The following is an 18,865-nucleotide window of genomic DNA, read 5'->3' on the forward strand; positions in this document are numbered from 1 at the left end:
TATAAAAATAAATCTATGAGGTTATGGTCATGAGCCAGAAAACCCTGTTTACAAAGTCTGCTCTCGCAGTCGCAGTGGCAATTATCTCCACACAGGCCTGGTCTGCAGGCTTTCAGTTAAACGAATTTTCTTCCTCTGGCCTTGGCCGGGCATATTCGGGTGAAGGCGCTATTGCAGATGATGCGGGTAACGCCAGTCGTAACCCCGCGCTGATCATGATGTTTGATCGCCCTACTTTCTCTGCGGGTGCCATTTTCGTTGACCCGGATGTCGATATTTCCGGACGCTCACGTATTGGTAACGACGCCAGCCAGGACAATATCGCCCCAACCGCCTGGATACCGAACGTGCATTTTGTTGCCCCGATTAACGATCAATTTGGTTGGGGGGCGTCAGTTACCTCTAACTATGGTCTGGCAACGGAGTTTAACAATAATTACGCAGCCGGCTCGATGGGCGGAAAAACCGATCTGGAAACGCTCAACTTAAACCTGAGCGGCGCCTACCGTCTGAATAATCATTTTAGCTTCGGCCTCGGTTTTAACGCCGTCTATGCCAAAGCGAAGCTTGAGCGTTATGCAGGCGATCTGCCGCAGCAAATCGTTGCAGGCTCTGGTGGCCGGGTTCCTCCCGCACTGGCCGCACAATACCCGGCAGATACCCAGATTGCGCGCCTGAAGGGTGACGAATGGGGCTTCGGCTGGAACGCCGGTATTCTTTATGAAGTGGATAAAGACAACCGTTACGGTTTCACCTACCGTTCGGAAGTAAAAGTTGACTTCGACGGTGATTACCGCAGCAGTCTGCCATCAATGGACCGTATTCCAGCGCAGTTGCGCCCGGTGTTCGCTAGCCTGCCTGCTGGCACTAACGGCAACACAATCGACGGTTCGCTTGATCTGAATCTGCCAGAAATGTGGGAGTTCTCAGGTTATAACCGCGTTGCGCCACAGTGGGCGGTTCACTACAGCATGGCATATACCAGCTGGAGTCAGTTCCAGGAGCTTAAAGCAAAAGGCAGCAACGGCCAGACTCTGTTCTATAAAGAAGAAGGTTTCAAAGATTCTTACCGTATCGCGCTGGGGACTACCTACTACTACGATGATACCTGGACATTCCGTACCGGTATCGCCTTCGATGATAGCCCAGTTCCAGCTAACCGCCGTTCCATCTCTATTCCGGATCAGGACCGCTTCTGGCTGAGTGCGGGTACCACCTATGCGTTTAATAAAGATGCTTCATTGGATGTCGGCATTTCTTATATGCACGGTCAGAAAGTGAAATTCGAAGAAGGCCCGTACTCCTTCGAATCAGAAGGGAAAGCCTGGCTGTATGGTATGAACCTGAACTACGCATTCTGATTTTCATCAGATGTAAAAAAGGTGAGCTTTTTAGCTCACCTTTTTATTTGCCTCTATTCCTTACTCAGAATCGATCTCTTTTAACTCATCCTGAATATCTTTTGCGTTCGGGTTTTCTTCTGGTTTGAGTTTACCGCCATTCGCAATAAAGTCATGACGCTGGAAGTAAGCTTCTCGCACCATGATGTAAGGATCTGAAGATTGACGCAGCAGACCGTCAGAATCGAGCAATTGCGCACGCGTTTCAATTCCTTCAACCGTCCATTTACCTATCGACAACGGCCAGGTTAGCCAGGACAGAACCGGATACAGCGTATCCACCATATCGCCGCCATCATCACGCAGCGTGAAACTGCCGTAGAACGGAAGCTGCATATATGGACCGTAACCGACATCATAATGGCCTAATGTGCTGCCGAAGCGGTGTGGTTCAACACGCTGCAACTTCGGATTCGCCATCCCCGCCACATCAATAAACCCGCCCATACCTAACAAGGTGTTGAGGAAGAAACGGGTAAAATGCACCATCCCCTGATAGGGGTCGCCTTGCAGGAAATAGTTAACCATGACAGCCGGTTCTTCAAGGTTGCCAGTAAAGTTGCTCAAACCATTACGGGCCGGCTGCGGAACATAATCACGCCAGGCTACAGCCACCGGGCGAACAACGTATGGATCCAACACATTAAAGTTGAAGTTGTACATGGTGCGGTTGAACCCTTCAAATGGGTCCGAACGCCCCTGCTGTTCAGTACCGGAGCTCGCACACCCCACCAAAAGTGTGGTTCCCAGCGCAAGCGCCGACAGGCGAAGCTTCATAAGTGTCTCCCTGTGTATTATGGCTATCGCTGATTGCCATCCATGACGGAACGATGATGTATCCGCCTGATTAGATGTGAGCGATTGTAACAGCACGTCAATCGATGTCTATATGCCCTAACTTACTGATTTGATCATAGCCTGGTAATACAGACACAGTGATGGTTCATTTTAACGAAGCCAATAAAAGCATGCGTTACCATTTTTGCGATTTCAGACTTTATCCACCTACCCTCAAATAAAAACCGCTACGCTTTAGCAATACGTGCTTATTCAGGAGCCTGGAATGACTGACATCGAAAAAGAAAAGATTGATCGCCACAGCGACGAGCTCCAGGTGGAAAGCGAAGAAAAGCGGAGCGGAAAAAAGATAGAGCTCAATGAGGACAGGCTCCCCTCACGAGCAATGGCGATCCACGAACATATCCGCCAGGACGGAGAAAAAGAGATGGAACGCGACGCGATGGCGCTATTGTGGTCAGCCATCGCAGCCGGACTGTCAATGGGAGCCTCACTGCTGGCAAAGGGAATTTTTCACGTACAACTGGAGGGTGTTCCCGGCGGATTTTTGCTGGAGAATCTCGGTTATACCTTCGGCTTTATTATTGTGATTATGGCCCGCCAACAGCTCTTTACGGAAAATACCGTCACCGCCGTCTTACCCGTTATGCAAAACCCTACCCTCGGCAATTTTGGTCTGTTGATGCGTCTGTGGAGCGTAGTACTACTGGGTAATATTCTGGGCACCGGGGTTGCGGCATGGGCGTTTGAATACATGCCGATTTTTGATGAAGAGACCCGCGATGCCTTCGTGAAAATTGGTATGGATGTGATGAAAAATACGCCAACAGAGATGTTTTCCAACGCCATCATTTCTGGCTGGTTAATTGCCACGATGGTGTGGATGTTCCCCGCCGCCGGAGCGGCAAAAATTGTGGTCATTATTCTGATGACCTGGCTAATTGCGTTAGGCGATACCACGCATATCGTCGTCGGCTCGGTAGAAATTCTTTATCTGGTCTTTAATGGCACGCTGCACTGGAGTGATTTTTTCTGGCCCTTTGCGCTACCAACGCTCGCCGGGAATATCTGTGGCGGAACGTTTATTTTCGCGCTGATGAGCCATGCGCAGATCCGCAATGATATGAGCAACAAACGCAAGGAAGAAGCCAGGTTGCAAGCAAAGCGTGATGAGCAAAAGCAGAAAAACCAGAAAAAACAGGCCTGAATGGTGACTGTTTGAGCAGTCGGGTGGCCTGAGACTTACCGTTGTGAGTAAAAAACGCTATACTCGTGCCGCTTCGTCCCCTTAGTTAAATGGATATAACGAGCCCCTCCTAAGGGCTAGTTGCAGGTTCGATTCCTGCAGGGGACACCATTAAGTCATTTCACATCACTTCAGTTCACTTAAGAAACCCAGTGATACCAAGCCTCTCAGAAAACCCAAGCTTTAAATAGCTTTCATATCTCTTCATGACATTACAGCATCATGATGGTATAAGTGATGGTACTCACCAGTTCGATATCCAGATACCATCAATTACCTCTCAAGGGGTGCCACTTATGGCTATAAACGAGCTTTCACCCAAACAGATCGAGAATGCCAAACCACAGAATACCGATTACAAATTATCCGATGGTGGCAGCTTGTACCTATTGATCAAAAAGGCAGGAGGTAAATACTGGCGTATGAATTATCGCTTTGCTGGGAAGCAGGCAACATTAGCGTTAGGTGTTTATCCAGATGTGCCGCTTGCAACCGCTCGTAAACGCCGAGATGAAGCCAGGCAAGTGCTGGCCGATGGCAAAGATCCACGCGAGCTAAAAAAAGCTGAAAGCAATGAGGCAACTTCACCGTCATTTGAAACGATCGCTCGCGAGTGGCATCGCGGATCTATGGGCCATCCAGAGTGGAAAGAGATCACCCGTAATAAAATTTTGAGGGAAATGGAAAACCACATATTTCCTCTAATCGGTAGCAAACCCATCGACAGCTTAAAAACACGGGATCTATTGCCTTTGCTTATCAGCATGAACGAACAGGGCATCGGTGCTACGACGGGGAGAGTTAAGACCACGATGAGCAGCGTTTTCCGCTATGCGGTCCAACGTGGAGTTGTCGAGTACAATCCAGCCCATGATCTGAAAGGCGCTTTAACGAGTCCCAAAACTAAACACCGCCCTGCCCTTGCCTTGGATCGTCTACCTGAATTGATAGCTAAAACTGAAACGTATACCGGCAGACCACTCACCAGACTCGCAGTGTTACTTTCTCTTCATACATTTGTCCGTTCGAGCGAACTTCGTCACGCTCGCTGGGACGAGATAAATTTTGAAACTGCAATGTGGACAATCCCTGGCCAGCGAGAAGAAATTGCAGGTGTAAAATTCTCTGAACGTGGGGCTAAAATGGGCAGTGCGCATTTTGTGCCGCTATCATCTCAGGCGATGGACGTATTGAAGTCGATCAAATTCATTAGCGGTGAATACACGCTGATTTTTCCTGGTGATAGCAATCCTTATAAACCTATGAGCGAGAATACGGTTAACAAAGCGCTCCGTACTATGGGCTATGATACTCAGGCTGACGTTTGTCTACATGGTTTCCGGGCAATGGCCTGTTCAGCTTTAACCGAATCAGGACTGTGGTCACGGGATGCAGTAGAACGACAAATGAGCCATCAGGAACGTAACGAAGTACGGGCGGCTTATGTTCATCTGGCACAGCACATGCAGGAACGCCGCCGAATGATGCAATGGTGGTCAGACTATCTGGAAGCAAACGCTGATAAACATGTTGCGCCATACGACATGAAGAAATTGCGGATAGTGGGCAGTTAACCGAAAAAACTGAAGCTAGCCCAAACAGGCGAAAAGCAGTAACACCTGCTGTCTGCTTCAGTTTTCATCAGGTGCGCACGAAGGTGACTTGATGGATAGCAACGTTTGGAAAGAAAACAGAATTGCGCCTTTAGAATACTGCTCATTTGAAAGAGCAGCTAAGTTGCTCAATTGCGAATGTGAAGACCTAATTCATTGGAATAAAATAGGTGCTATATCGATAGCATTTAAGCCAGAAAATATGGAAGGTTCTTTTTCTGTTCAATTACGTGAGCAGAAAGATAGCGCTGACATAGAAAAATACAATAAATCTCAATATATCATGCACGAACTTGGAATTTATGGCTCTCAATTTCTACGCAATTTGGGCGATGTAAATGACAAGGGCTATATAGCATCAATTGATGAATTTCGATTTCATGGAAACATTAGTGACTTATGGGTTATAATTAATGGATCAGTGGATGAAAAAAACAGCATAACTATAACAAAATCATTCAGCACTGGATATAAAACACTAAGCCCTGCAAACATTCCAAATGACATAACCTCAGCGTTATTTTTTTACCAAGGAACGAAAGACGTCATCCTTGAGTTAAAAGACCTCCTAATTACGAGGAACGATATCGAAAAAATATGGACATCGGCTATATCAGGTAAACAAATGGAGAGTTATTTTACAAGCAAGACGCGTGAAATTAAGGTTATTCCTGTCAGCTCAGTTTCAATAGCACAAACTGACAGACACGAACACAACCGACAAGAAGTTGAACTGGTTGCCATGAAAGTTCGTGAACATTATCCGGATGAATGCACCAAAAATGGCAAATTACTACTCAATAAATGGGTAAAAGCCACTCTAGCGCGTAAAAATGATTATGGCGGTTTGAAACTTAGATCCGAGAGAAAGATTTCCACAATACTTAGCGGAATTATCAAAGCAGAAAAAACTACTGAGTAAGCTTACTCGACTGCTGAGTAAACTTACTCAGCATTTCACTCTATCCGGCTGTTATATACCATCTGCCATGTTGATTACACAAGCGACATAACATGGCAGGTGAAACCTATGATTACGCAGATCTATCCCCTCTCAGGACACGCTCGCCCACGAGCTACTGCTGACTTTTTAAAAGTTAGCACCGTCACCCTCTGGCGTTGGGAAACAAGCAAACCTGATTTCCCAAAATCAATTCGCCTCTCTGAACGCGTCACTGTTTACGATGCAGCAGAGATTCGCGCCTGGCTGGAAGCTAAGAAACACAACTAATCCCCCGGAGTAAAACCATGAAATTAAAAAATTCTGGCTTAACAGCCAGCGGCCAAACTCACGCTAAAAACAGTAGTGTTCTAATTATCAAACACAGCAAAAGAGCAGCCGATGCGTAATATCGACCTTATTCACGAAGTCACTCACGCCGCTGCCGGTCGTTGGCCATCAGTACTGGCAAGCCTCAATATCGATGTCCCTGATTCACCGCGTAAGCACACCTCATGCCCTGCTTGCGGTGGCAAAGATCGCTTTCGTTTCGACGATAACGGACGTGGTTCGCATATTTGCGGTCAGTGTGGCGCAGGAGATGGTTTAGACCTGATCCAGAAAGTAAATAACTGCGACACCACACTGGCCGCACGCCTTGCGGCTGATGTACTGGGTATTGATTACCAGGCAACGGAAACAGACCCGACGACAGCCAGCCTGAGACGGAAGCGGCTGGGAGCCGAACAGCAGCAGCGCAAACAGGAATGCCAGAAACAAGCCGTAGAGGACGCAAAACAGCGCCGAGATATGTTTGTCCGTCTGTATACCGGAATACGCCAGCAAGCTGTGCAGGGTGAATCTGATTATCTGCGATCAAAAGGACTGGGTGGGTTCACTTTCCCCATACTGACCGATGGTTCAATCCTCCTGCCGCTGGTGGATGAATCTGGGGCTGTTGTGGCAGCACAGACCATCACTCCACAAGGAGAAAAACGCCTTGTGTCGGGGTCGGCAAAGCGTGGGGCATATCACACCGTAAACACACCAGAGCAATCGCAGGAAGTGATTATTGCCGAAGGGCTAGCAACAGCCCTTTCTGTCCATCTGATGCGCCCTGACGCATTGACGGTGTGCGCTATTGACGCCGGGAATCTATTACCCGTGGCAGAAGCCATGCGCCGGAGCCACCCAATACTGCAAATTATCATCGCCGCCGATAACGACTATCACGACGACAGCCAGCCGAACATCGGGAAGATAGCCGCTGAGAAAGCTGCTCTGTCCGTGGCGGGCTGGATTGCTTTACCTCCGACGGAGGAAAAGACCGACTGGAACGACTACCACCAGCAAAAAAAACTGAAAGCCGCTACCGCAGCATTTACCGATTCGATGTATCAATCACTGGAGGAAGACGTGACAGCTGAACTCAAACCTATTGAAGGCAATAACCCGCGCCGTAAAACTGACAGCGGCGATATTTCGCAGATGGCGGTCAGCCAGAAGGCAAAACTTCTCGCCGGACGTTGGGAAATACTGGCCGTCAATCCTAACAGCGGGACTGTTTATTGCTACATGGCAGGGATATGGGAAAAGCTAGCAGATAGTGAGCTTGAGCGCGTCATGGTGTCAATTTTTGAAGAACACAAAGCCCATTACACTGAAAAGGGGATTAAATCCGTCGTAGCGACAATGAAACTACAGCTTGCAGTTATTGGTGATCAGCGCGGTGATTTGATTGGGTTCGAGAATGGTGTTTATGACCTGATTCGACAGACATTCCGCAATCACGGTCCGGAAAACTGGTTAATGAATCACAACGGGATCATCTATACCCCACCGGTGCCCAGTGAGAATCTCACGACTCACGCACCGAACTTTAGTCGCTGGCTGACCCATGCTACCGCAAACGACAGCCAGAAAGCTGATCGGATAAAAGCGGCGTTGTTTATGGTACTGGCGAAACGGCACGACTGGCAGCTATTCATTGAGATTACGGGGGAAGGTGGCAGCGGAAAATCAGTATTCAGCAGCATCGCTACTGCTCTGGCGGGCGAACACAACACCGCTAGCGGAAGCATGAGCACGTTAGATCTCGCCCGAGGGCGTGCGCAGTTTGTCGGAAAAAGTCTGATTATTATGCCAGACCAGACACGCTACGTGGGTGAAGGAGCCGGGATTAAGGCCATTACAGGTGGTGACCCGGTAGAGATTGACGGTAAATATGAGAAGCAGTTTACAGCCGTTTTAAATGCCGTAGTACTGGCAACCAATAACGAACCTATGACCTTCACAGAGCGTAACGGAGGCATTGCCCGCAGGCGCGTTATATTCCCATTCAACCACACGGTGTCAGATGCCGATAAAGACCCGGACTTAACCGCGAAGATCCGCCGTGAAATCCCTATCATTATTCGTTACCTACTAAAAGCATTTACTGACCAGAACAGTGCAAAGAGATTACTCATCGAGCAGCGTGATTCACTGGAGGCACTGGATGTGAAGCGTGGTACTGATCCGGTAATCGATATGTGTGCTGCACTGTATTTCATGAATGAGCCTAAAGGGTTGATGATGGGTGGCGGCACATGGACAGGCCAGCCAGAACCTCGTAAATATCTGTATCACCTTTATCTGGCTTTTATTGAATATCACGGGCTGGGCAAGCCGCTTTCTGTTAATAAATTCTCACGCGCTATCAAATCAGCCGCCAGAGAATATCGAGCCACCTACCAGACGCGAAGTATTAATGGCAGAGCACAAACCAACGTGGGATTTACAGAACTGGCAGAGGAATTTATCCCCCGCGCTTTTGGTGTATCTCCACCTCATGAAAATGAGTGAGAATTTTACGACAGGACTTATCCCTACCACTCTACCAAAATGAAGATTAAGCCAGCAATCACAAGGTTTTAGGCATGGTAGATATATCTATATTTATCCCTACTTATCCCCATATACCCCTACTAAGTAATTTACTCCGTGTGGTAGGCTTTCGGCATTTGGTAGGGTTATGTAGGGTCATGAAAATATTAGCCTACAAGTCTGAAACTAGCGTTATTACTGGGTTTTTTCAGTTTGGTAGGGCAAGTAGGGATATACATGCTGCAAAAAAATTCACAGGAGGTGTAAACATCCTGATTCAGCTACAGATAAGTACCACAACTGGCAGACGCCGCGCAGGTGAGTTACGGGTATCGATGCCCTCAATACGCGAACGCTCAGCAAAATTTTATAGACTAAGCCCCATCACCCCCCACGCATCTTTCCAATCAGCAATGCGTTTTGCTGAAATAGCATGATGAGTCGACTCATCATTTTGCGCACGGTGCCCACCGTGTTTCTCCAGATAACCCATAAATGCCGTATAAATATCATTCCTGATCCACGATAGCGGCGTGACATAGAAAGTATTCGGTTCTCGACCAAGATCTATAAATACCCAAAACTCATTATCATTTTTATCAAGGGTACACTGGGCAGCATAGTTTGTTGAGGTTTGCCAGGTCCCTGACGTTTTCGCTCTGGTGGTAACTTTATACGTTTTACCGTTTGGGGCATCAAATGTGATGGATGACCTGTTGCCCTCTTTCTGGACGATGGCATTACTGGCACCAAGGCTCGTGAGTTTCTGCAATACCATTAACTGCCCTAATTCTGCTGTAGTCATATTTCCCCCTGAGCTGTTTAAAACAAATTAAGCGATCACATCAAATTTGAAGCGATGAAATAATCCCGTGAAAAATAGCAAAACAACGCCCAATGATTACTAAAAAAAGCATCATAAGGAACGTGGAGAAATCGACCAAACAGTTTGCAGCCAAGTTAACCGCTGTTGCAATTGTGGGATGAACTCATTGAGCCAAAACAGGGAAGCAACATAACCCGAAGATCCGCCACCACGACTGAATCGCTCGACGTAAAAGTCGTTGCCGCCCACCCGATTGATTAACGACTTCCCCGTCAGTGACTGAAATGCTGCCGAAATAATATTCGCTAACTCATCTTTATCTTCCGGGATACAAACCTGACATAAGGCTTGTCGCATCTCCAGCCACAAGAACAAACTCCCTCTCAATCCCCATTGCGTCGGAGCAGGTTCAAACAAGTCTGATACAACGGCCCACTCACGTTCCGGAAAGCTAATCTTTTTTGCCGCTGCTTGATGTACCAGCGGGAAAAATTTCAGTCTGAAAAACTCAGCTTCTACCGTAAATGTAAAACCTTCAGCTACTTCAAAGTGAATGGTATCAGCCGTTGATATCGCTTTCCCCGTCAACGCAAAAAAGAGGTGATTTAGCCTGGTATCCAGTTCGTTAAGGTCATCAGGACATTGCTCAACACCGCAAGCCGCAATCATTTTATCGACCAAAAATTGGTTGCCATCATAATCAGTGAACAATTGCCGCTCAGTGGAAACCACTTTTCTGAAAATTTGTGCGATGGTCAATTTTTGCGGGAACAGAAGATATTGCAGATCAGACCGTTTATGCCTTTCAACGACGATATCATAAGCAGTCTGCCGCTTAGCATTTGTTGTCGCACTTCGGTCAGCGCCAAGAGTTAACAGTTCTCCAATAACCGACAAATTAGCCCCATGCCATGCAGCCTGATGCAGCGGGGTATAACCTTTAGGCTCACTGGGGTGATTTACCAGATCAGGATAATCACGAAGAATAGGTAAAAGCGTATTCCATTCGCCCTGGAAGGCGAGTTTCAATACTTTATCGCTAACAGACATCATTCCAGCCTCTCTTATTCTGCCCGTTCAGTGTCCCAGCGTAAAAAAATACGCTTTAACTTATCGACTGTATGCCGCCATTTTGGTGTGGTCGGTTTGCAGACCGTATTCTGATTACCAAAGAAACCAATCTCATTAACCGCTTCCTGTTCGCTGCGGGTTTCCAGCCATTTCACAGGGACAAAATATTCAGATTTATCAGGGTCATCCGCATTCTGGCGATAGAGATCGCTGTACTTAAGTACGTCCATCGCCAGTTTTTCACCGTCTTCGGTGTTGATCGTGAAGCTACTGGCAGGCTCAACCGCACTCTGGACAATACCAACTCCAACGTAACCCGTTGCCGGGATTTTTACCCACACACGATTGCCAGGCTGCAGCTGCTTTAACGTTTGGCTATACCAGCTTCCGCCTCCGGCGCTGATAAACCCGTAGCGGCGAGCTTCTTCCCAGACGCGGCTTTTCGGGTCACCAAATGAGACGTAAAACTCACCGAACCAAGGTTCTTTTGCACCCGTAATAGCGTCCACAGTCGCTTGCGCTGCGTTGGTTTGGGTTTCGCCCGGATCAATTAGCCACGTGCGGCTTAAAAACTGTTCTTCGCCATGTTGAAAAACTCTAAAGAAAAGCACATTTATCGGAAGCTTATTTTTACTGAGATACGCAACAATGCGCTCTGTGGACGAGTCCAACTCTGCCGCAACAATAATGATTTGATGAGTTTGGTTAATGGACTCTTCTTCTAGTTCAGCATTAAAGCGTTGCTTAAATGCATCAGCCAGATTACCGCCACGGGAGAATTTTTCATAAATCTGCGACAGGCGATCGGCGGTTAAATCATCGACCCAAGAGGCGTAATCCAGCGCTTGCGCCACCACTTCACGCGGCGTGCGATCGCGCTTAAGTTCAATCAGGATCAACGAGGCATCTGGTGCAATTGCCAGCAAGTCGATACGCCCGCTGTCGAACGTATTGACCTCCTCACCGATAATCATCCACTGATCGGACAGTATGGCCGGATCTTGGATAATCATCTTCTGCAGCAGTTTTTCACTGGAGAGCTTGCTGATAGTTAGCGGCTGAGGGTTCTCCCCCACCCGCCAGATAGCATGATGAACCGGCATTATCTGTTCCTTAGCTTAATGCTGCATCTGTGAATGCATCCGCCAGATGGAGCTGGGTTTGCTGGGCAGATTGCAGGCGGGACTTAAGTTGGTCACATACTTTGAAAAAATCTTCAATAGTGGATATCACCTTCAATTGAATTGCTGTAGGAGGAAGAGCTATGGGGGCTGATCTCAAATTTTCTTGGGATATATTCATTTGGCTTTCAGCCATACCAGATTTCGATGCTTCCAAATAATCAGCTGTCACCCCACGGTTAAGGCATAATGAAATATATTTTGCTGATATATCATCTGAAATTAAATGAAACCTGATGATTTTGTCCGATATCATTAACTTGGAACGTGTCTTTTCAACTAAACACGAAACACCAACTCTGTTCTTTGGTCCCGCTCTTGTTACTAAGATATCACCATCATGAACCTCATATTGAGGTCGGGGCAGCTTACTACTTGGCAAAGTTTTATTTTCCTGTTCTCTATACTCCAAACTTTGTACTGCAGTAGTTTTTAATACCCCCCAAATATCTTCATTGGGTGATGGCTCAGGAGAACAAGCGGGACTCCAACCAGCATCCATGTTTGCAATAATTTCACCAATGCGACACCACTCCCACCCCACCGGCAACTCAAACGGTTTCTCCTCATCACTCACTGGCGGCAAAGGTTTTTGTTTTTTAATTTTTCCTTCTTTCACCAGTTGCGATTTTTCCTGCTCAATACGTTTGAGCAGCTCTGAGGCGGGTTCATCATTCGGGTCTTGAGGCACCAGTTTGCCCATCACCGCCAGTTGCAGAATAGTTTGTTTAAGTGCATCAATGCTCGAGCCAGTGGTAAAAAGCGTGTCGAAATGCTGGCTGATTCGCGCCCAGTTTTCGGCGAGTTCTTCGGCATTTTGGCTATCGGTCAGTGTTGCCAGCAGGGTTTCTACCAGTTGCTGATGTGCATCCAGACTGGTCAGGGATTGCTGTTCCAGTTGGTCGCAAAGGGACATAAGTTCTTCAACTTTAGAAGCAATTCGATTCTGTTCGCCAATAGGAGGTACTGAAATAACAAGGGGGTTTAACTTTTCGAGAGAAATATTAGCAATATTTGTTGTCTGGCTTGAACTATCAATAAGAATAGATTTTATATTAGGAGAACGTAATACTGACATCAGAAAAGCAGCATTAAAGCCATATGGTCTGATGGCGCTTAAAAAACCACCAAATGTTGCGGAGCCAGTAGGAATATTATAGATGTATGCAACTTTTCCAACCAGCTCTCGACTGTTTGCCATTGACATAACAATATCGCCTTTTTCAGCGAATTGCTCAGAGCGCTTCACAAATGATTCACTAACATAAAGTAAATCATCCCATTCTATGCTGTCTTGAACATTCGCTGTCCGCAGGCAAGCAACTTTTCCTTCAGACGGTTCTTTATGCTTTTCACTCGCAGGGAATGTAATTCCACGAATAATTGCAACTGTGTTACCTAAACGAGCACATTCCCACCCCACCGGCAACTCATACGGTTTCTCATCCTCGCTAATTTCAGGAAGCAGCTTTTGCTTTTTAATTTTGCCCTGCTTAACCAACTCCGCTTTTTCAGCAGCAATACGCTTTAACAGCTCAGAAGCCGGTTCATCAGTCGGGTCCTGCGGCACCAGCTTGCCGCGCACCGCCAGTTCCAAGATCAGCTCACGCAGTTTCTTAATGCCATAGAGGTCGATTTTACCGTTGCTGCCGCGTCCTGCTGTCGAGCGGGTTTGCAGGGCGGAAGTCCAGGTATCGATATGTTGGGTGATCAGTTTTTCAACGGCCATCAGTTCGCCCCCTTGTTACCCGCCAGCGCGGCACCGAGGATATCGCGCAGCTGGTTGCGCAGTTCGCTGATTTCCGCCTGCTGAGTCTGATACTGCGCCAGCAGTTCGTCCGGATCGTGGCTGATGGTTTCGCCCTGGTACGGGTTCTTGATATCAAGGTTGAAGTTGCGGGCGATGATGTCTTCGATGCTGACTTTCCACGCTTGGTTGTTCGCTTCGCGGCTGGCAAAGCCGTCGGCTTCGCTGCCCCACCAGTCGATTTCAGTCTGGAATTCTTCGTACTTCATCGGCTTGGTTTTGCTGTAGTTCTTCACGCCATCCGGGTACGGGTGTTCGTAGAACCAAATCTCTCTGGTTGGCTGCCCTTTGGTGAAGAACAGAATATTGGTTTTGATGCCGGTGTACGGGTTAAACACGCCGTTTGGCAGACGCACGATGGTGTGCAGGTTGCACTCTTCGGTGAGCAGCTTTTTGATTTTGGTTTTAACACCTTCACCAAACAGCGTACCGTCTGGCAACACCACCGCCGCACGGCCTTTATCGGCCAGCACTTCAATAATCAGTTGCAGGAACAGGTCGGCGGTTTCACGGGTCTGCATTTCTGCCGGGAAGTTTTTCTCAATGCCGTCTTCTTCGGTGCCGCCAAACGGCGGGTTGGTGACAATCACATCTAGCTGCTCATCCCAGGAGGAAAGCGGCTTGTTAAGGGTGTTGTCGTGTCGGATTTGTACCGGTACTTCAATTCCGTGCAACAGCATATTGGTGGTACACAACAAGTGTGGAAGCTGCTTTTTCTCGACGCCAAAAATCTGCTTTTGCAGTGTTTTATGGTCTTCGGTGGTTTTAACGTAATGCTCTTTCACATGGTCGAACGAACAGGCCAGGAAACCGCCAGTACCGCAGGCCGGGTCCATGATCGACTCACCCAGCTTCGGGTCGATACGGTTGACCATAAAGCGCGTCACCGCGCGCGGGGTATAGAACTCACCCGCATTGCCTGCGTTTTGCAGGTCGCGCAGGATTTGTTCGTAGATGTCGCCAAACAGATGGCGCTCTGAACTGCTGCTAAAGTCGATTTCATTGAGTTTATTGATCACCTGACGCAGCAGCGTACCGTTTTTCATGTAGTTATAGGCATCGCTAAACGCTTGTTTCACTACAAAACCACGCGGGTTTTTATCGATTGGCGCAATCATGCTTTTCAGCGTCGGGAACAGATCGTCATTCACAAACTCCAGCAGCTCATCACCGGTAATCCCTTCGCTGTTCGCCGCCCAGGTGCGCCACAGGTAACGTTTAGGGATTGGCAACTGGTAGTCATCCTGCTCCAGTTCCAGTTCTTCTTCCTGGGTGTCAAAAATCTTCAGGAACAGCAGCCAGGAAAGCTGGCCTAAGCGTTGGGCATCGCCGTCCACGCCTGCGTCTTTGCGCATGATGTCCTGGAGGGATTTTATGACTGAGCTAATCGACATGTTTTATTTCCGTTTTTAAAAAATGATGCCACCGGGAGCCGTAAGCGCCAGGTGGCAGAATAGTGGTTGGGTTATCAGGCGGAGCGTGGTGGCAACTGGTAGATTTCGTTTTCCAGTTCGTTCACCGCATCTTCGTAAGCCTGCTTGTTACCAAAGCTGCTTTTGATAATTTCCAGCGGGCGACCCAGCGTGTCGAACGGTTTGAGTTTCAACACCTGGATATCCTCGATTTCCTGCACGCCTTCATCAGCGTATTTATCCAGAAGCGTGTTTAACACATTCTGCGCAGGCGCGGAATATTTGGTGAAGTAGTTACGCTTGCGCACACTATTGGCACGTTCCTGGCGCGTAAGCGGTGGCTGGCCGTATACCACGTGGCAGAGCAAATCGAACGGGTCGAGATCTTTACCCACCTCTTCGGCTAACACATCCCAAAGCACGCCTAACTGTTGCAGTTCCTCAATGATAACCTGCTTGCGGGCGGCAGATTGCCACTTACGGGTGAAGTCATCAAGTGATGCGTAGTCTTTATCTTTTAGCAACGTTTTGCGGGTGTAATCCTGGAAGGATTCTGTGACCAGTTTGCCGTCGGCGTCGTAATACTGCACACGCTTTGCCAGTACTTTTACGGTGACGCCGTTGACGTGGAACTTACGGATTTTGTTTTCGTCGTCTTCTTCAAAAGCCCCACTGCCGTTACCTGATGTTGAGTCATAGATGGCAGGTGTTTCAGCGACGCCATTTATCAAATCAGGTAATTCGTGCTCTGGCGTTTCGTCTTCAAGCTGGTCGTCGAAATCAGATTCAGGATCGGTAATATCCTGCGGCGTGGTACGGATCACTTTCTCTGGTACGCCGTCGAAGCGTTCGTCCGCAAATAGCTCGGTCGCTTTTTTGAAGTCGAGAATGGTGAACCACAGCTTGCCGTATTTTTCGTTGATACGCGTGCCGCGCCCGATGATCTGCTTAAATTTGGTCATCGACTGAATGTTCTGGTCCAGAACCACCAGTTTGCAGGTCTGCGCATCCACACCGGTACTCATCAATTCTGAGGTGGTGGCGATAACCGGGTAGGCTTTCTTCGGGTTGATAAAGTTATCCAGTTGCCCTTTGCCGACATCGTCGTCGCCGGTGATTTTCATCACATACTTTTCGTTCTTCTTCACCTGCTCCGGATTCAGGTTGACCAGCGCCCGGCGCATTCTGTCGGCATGGTCGATGTCGTTACAAAAAACGATGGTTTTATCCATCGGGTTGGTACGTTTTAAATAGTCGGTGATAGTTTGCGCCACCAGCCAGGTGCGCTCATCAATGACCATCGTGCGGTCAAAATCTTTCTGGTTATAAATACGGTCTTCAATCAGTTCACCATGTTTATCAACCTGCCCTTTGGTTGGCCGCCAGCCCTGTAAATCGACATCAATATCCACACGCACCACTTTGTAAGGGGCAAGGAAGCCATCTTCAATGCCTTCTTTGAGCGAATAGGTGTAAACCGGCTCACCAAAGTAGTCGGTGCTTGAGACTTCTTCGGTTTCTTTCGGCGTGGCGGTCAGGCCAATTTGTGTAGCGCTACTGAAGTATTCGAGGATTTCGCGCCAGGCACTGTCTTCCGACGCGCTGCCGCGATGGCATTCGTCAATCACAATCAGGTCAAAGAAATCAGGGGCAACCTGTTTAAACGCTTTCTGATGCTCTTCGGGGCCGGTAATAGCCTGGTAGAGTGCCAGTTGAATTTCATAGGCCGGATCGATGGTGCGCCCGGTGATTTTTGTCATCGCGCTTTCAAAAGGTTGGAAGTCATTAATTTTAGTCTGATCGACCAGGATATTGCGGTCAGCAAGGAACAGAATGCGTTTCTTATTTTTTGCTTTCCATAAACGCCATATAATTTGAAAGGCTGTATACGTTTTCCCGGTTCCAGTGGCCATCACCAGTAATACCCGTTTTTGCCCGGCAGAAACGGCCTCTACTGTTTTATTGATTGACTGGAGCTGGTAGTAACGCGGGGATTTGCCTTCGTGGTAATCCTGACTGATCACCGGCAATTGCTCAGCGGTGAAACCTTTCCAGACGCAGTATTTATTCCACAGCTGTTCCGGCGTTGGGAAATCGTTGAGCGTGATTTCTGATTCAAGCTGGGTGGGATTCGTTTTATCGTGGAAGATAAAACCATCGCCATTAGAGGCAAAAACAAAAGGCACGTCGAGCAAGCGAGCGTAATCCAGACCCTGCTGCATCCCTTTGCCTATCTCATGCTTATTGGCTTTAGCCTCTATGACGGCAAGCGGTAATCCCAGCTTATGGTAAAGCACAATGTCCGCTGATTTCACGGTCAGACGTGCTGCCAGCTTGCCGCGCACCACCACTTTACCATCGCGGAGCTTCACTTCCTGGCGGATCTGCGACATCACATCCCAGCCCGCGTCTTTAATCGCGGGCAGGATGAATTTGGTAATGATGTCCGTTTCGGTCAGATGAGTTTTGTTTACGCCAGCCATAGCAGAGCACTCCACGATATTGGGTTAGCTCTGATTTTACACAGATTAGTGCATGACGTAATGACCTGAAACGATGTTTTGGGCAATTGGTAGACACCATTCGGAATCAGAAGTCGCTTCAAAATTGCAGTGACCTCTTTTTTGCAGCATGTCAGTCTACGCAAAAAAGAGTATTGCGATAATCTGGCTCATGCGAGTACAACCGAACAATAAAACCGTCCCGTGCACGCCAGCGATTGCTAGCCTCATCACTTTTTCCCTTTGTTTTTGCGCCAGCGCCACACTAGCGCCCCGATAATCAGCACAATTAACGCGTCAATAATCGGCTGCTCCCGGATGAAATCGCCGACCGCACTGATACCAGAAAACACCGCTTTATTGAGGTGTTTCCAGTGCGCAGACCATGCCGCTGCACTATCAAATCGACGGCTAACACTGTAATGACCGAGGCTGTTACTTTCGGTACGCCATGCAACTGATTCGCAAGTTTCTGCGCTGCCCATATCAGTACCGACATACTGATAGTTACGCGGATTTTCCGCCATATACAGCACCCATGCACCGCCGTTCGGATAAACGCAGGTGTAAACCTCATGATAGGGATCGCCATTAAAAGAGAGGTACTTAAAGCGCGTTGTCACTTTGCCATAACGCAGATCACCCAATGGCCCCATACCCAATGCTTCCGCCAGCCGCACATCGGTTTCATAGGGCGCGCGCTCACGCGCCAACCGTTCGGAAATCTCCAACTCTGCACGCTCGCGTTTATTACGCTGGGATTCCTGATAGCCGCGTTCAATTTCAGCCTCGTTACGTCTTGCCAACTCAGCGGCGGTTACGACTTCAACGTTATCAGCCATCAATAAAGCCCTCCCAATGCAGCCATAAACAACGCATGCGGGTTAAGTTGCAGCTCCAACTCATCAGAGTGAGCAAGACATAACCCCGATCCGGTTGTTTAGCTTGGGGAATGCCATATTTAACGCGCAGAAAGCCGCATAGAATATAGAAATCCATCAGGTCACATTCCAGCATCAGCTTCATGGTGGTTTTTTCGGTGCGTAAAGTATCGATATGCCGCTGCAGGTGCTGGCGGTCGGTGAATGGATGCCAAAGATTATCCGGATCAGCCATCAACCCACCGGCATACGCCGCTGTTGAACGGTATTCGCACATCACATCAGCCGTCTATACGGCGCTGCGAGATTCGGCTTCGGTCAATA

At 48.2% G+C, this 18,865-nt stretch carries 15 protein-coding genes and 1 tRNA gene; 7 read left to right on the forward strand and 9 right to left on the reverse strand.

What is annotated here, in order from left to right; all coding sequences use genetic code 11:
* Window positions 1-29 precede the first annotated feature (29 nt).
* Window positions 30-1,361, forward strand: coding sequence for a long-chain fatty acid transporter FadL (fadL, locus tag RYZ59_RS01715; RefSeq protein WP_005129763.1), 1,332 nt, complete (start codon window positions 30-32; stop codon window positions 1,359-1,361).
* Window positions 1,362-1,421: 60 nt separating this feature from the next.
* Here the strand turns inward: fadL and mlaA are convergent, their stop codons facing one another.
* On the reverse strand, window positions 1,422-2,177 hold the full coding sequence (gene mlaA, locus RYZ59_RS01720) for a phospholipid-binding lipoprotein MlaA (RefSeq protein ID WP_005129765.1): 756 nt from the start codon (window positions 2,175-2,177) through the stop codon (window positions 1,422-1,424).
* A 286-nt stretch (window positions 2,178-2,463) separates the two neighbouring features.
* Between mlaA and RYZ59_RS01725 the strand changes: the two genes are divergently transcribed.
* The 6 genes from RYZ59_RS01725 (at window position 2,464) to RYZ59_RS01750 (ending at window position 8,841) form a co-directional block, all read left to right on the forward strand.
* Window positions 2,464-3,405: a formate/nitrite transporter family protein gene (locus RYZ59_RS01725; protein WP_318044460.1), complete on the forward strand. Its 942-nt coding sequence runs from the start codon at window positions 2,464-2,466 to the stop codon at window positions 3,403-3,405.
* A gap of 75 nt (window positions 3,406-3,480) precedes the next feature.
* A tRNA-Arg gene (locus tag RYZ59_RS01730) sits at window positions 3,481-3,555 on the forward strand.
* A gap of 185 nt (window positions 3,556-3,740) precedes the next feature.
* Complete coding sequence (locus tag RYZ59_RS01735) at window positions 3,741-5,018, forward strand: tyrosine-type recombinase/integrase (protein WP_259154042.1); 1,278 nt, start codon at window positions 3,741-3,743, stop codon at window positions 5,016-5,018.
* Between the two features lie 91 nt (window positions 5,019-5,109).
* Window positions 5,110-5,979 (forward strand): hypothetical protein, encoded by an 870-nt coding sequence (locus RYZ59_RS01740; protein WP_259154045.1) that lies wholly within the window; start codon window positions 5,110-5,112, stop codon window positions 5,977-5,979.
* A gap of 108 nt (window positions 5,980-6,087) precedes the next feature.
* Complete coding sequence (locus RYZ59_RS01745) at window positions 6,088-6,288, forward strand: helix-turn-helix transcriptional regulator (protein WP_094948409.1); 201 nt, start codon at window positions 6,088-6,090, stop codon at window positions 6,286-6,288.
* 111 nt (window positions 6,289-6,399) lie between these two features.
* Entirely contained in the window at window positions 6,400-8,841 is a 2,442-nt protein-coding gene (locus RYZ59_RS01750) for a phage/plasmid primase, P4 family (protein WP_259154049.1), read from the forward strand.
* 388 nt (window positions 8,842-9,229) lie between these two features.
* On the opposite strand, the gene RYZ59_RS01755 is transcribed toward RYZ59_RS01750, so the two are convergent.
* The 8 genes from RYZ59_RS01755 to RYZ59_RS01790 form a co-directional block, all read right to left on the reverse strand.
* A complete protein-coding gene (locus RYZ59_RS01755; RefSeq protein WP_259154050.1) occupies window positions 9,230-9,667 on the reverse strand; it encodes a hypothetical protein in 438 nt (145 codons plus the stop codon).
* A 111-nt stretch (window positions 9,668-9,778) separates the two neighbouring features.
* Window positions 9,779-10,741, reverse strand: coding sequence for an ankyrin repeat domain-containing protein (locus tag RYZ59_RS01760; protein WP_259154051.1), 963 nt, complete (start codon window positions 10,739-10,741; stop codon window positions 9,779-9,781).
* An 11-nt stretch (window positions 10,742-10,752) separates the two neighbouring features.
* Complete coding sequence (locus RYZ59_RS01765; RefSeq protein ID WP_259154053.1) at window positions 10,753-11,862, reverse strand: endonuclease NucS domain-containing protein; 1,110 nt, start codon at window positions 11,860-11,862, stop codon at window positions 10,753-10,755.
* A gap of 10 nt (window positions 11,863-11,872) precedes the next feature.
* Window positions 11,873-13,669, reverse strand: a complete 1,797-nt coding sequence (locus RYZ59_RS01770) for a restriction endonuclease subunit S (protein WP_259154055.1) — start codon at window positions 13,667-13,669, stop codon at window positions 11,873-11,875.
* Complete coding sequence (locus RYZ59_RS01775; protein WP_259154056.1) at window positions 13,669-15,141, reverse strand: type I restriction-modification system subunit M; 1,473 nt, start codon at window positions 15,139-15,141, stop codon at window positions 13,669-13,671. Before RYZ59_RS01775 ends, RYZ59_RS01770 begins: the two co-directional genes overlap by 1 nt.
* A gap of 74 nt (window positions 15,142-15,215) precedes the next feature.
* Window positions 15,216-17,642 (reverse strand): EcoAI/FtnUII family type I restriction enzme subunit R, encoded by a 2,427-nt coding sequence (hsdR, locus tag RYZ59_RS01780; RefSeq protein ID WP_259154058.1) that lies wholly within the window; start codon window positions 17,640-17,642, stop codon window positions 15,216-15,218.
* Between the two features lie 248 nt (window positions 17,643-17,890).
* Window positions 17,891-18,502 (reverse strand): hypothetical protein, encoded by a 612-nt coding sequence (locus RYZ59_RS01785; protein WP_318044472.1) that lies wholly within the window; start codon window positions 18,500-18,502, stop codon window positions 17,891-17,893.
* Window positions 18,495-18,776 carry a hypothetical protein gene (locus tag RYZ59_RS01790; protein WP_259154062.1) on the reverse strand — a complete coding sequence of 94 codons (282 nt, stop codon included), beginning with the start codon at window positions 18,774-18,776 and terminating at the stop codon, window positions 18,495-18,497. The genes RYZ59_RS01785 and RYZ59_RS01790 overlap by 8 nt, the downstream gene beginning before the upstream one ends.
* Window positions 18,777-18,865: the final 89 nt, after the last annotated feature.

Origin of the sequence: Citrobacter sp. HN-141 (assembly GCF_033341895.1) — a bacterium.
Lineage (GTDB): Bacteria > Pseudomonadota > Gammaproteobacteria > Enterobacterales > Enterobacteriaceae > Citrobacter.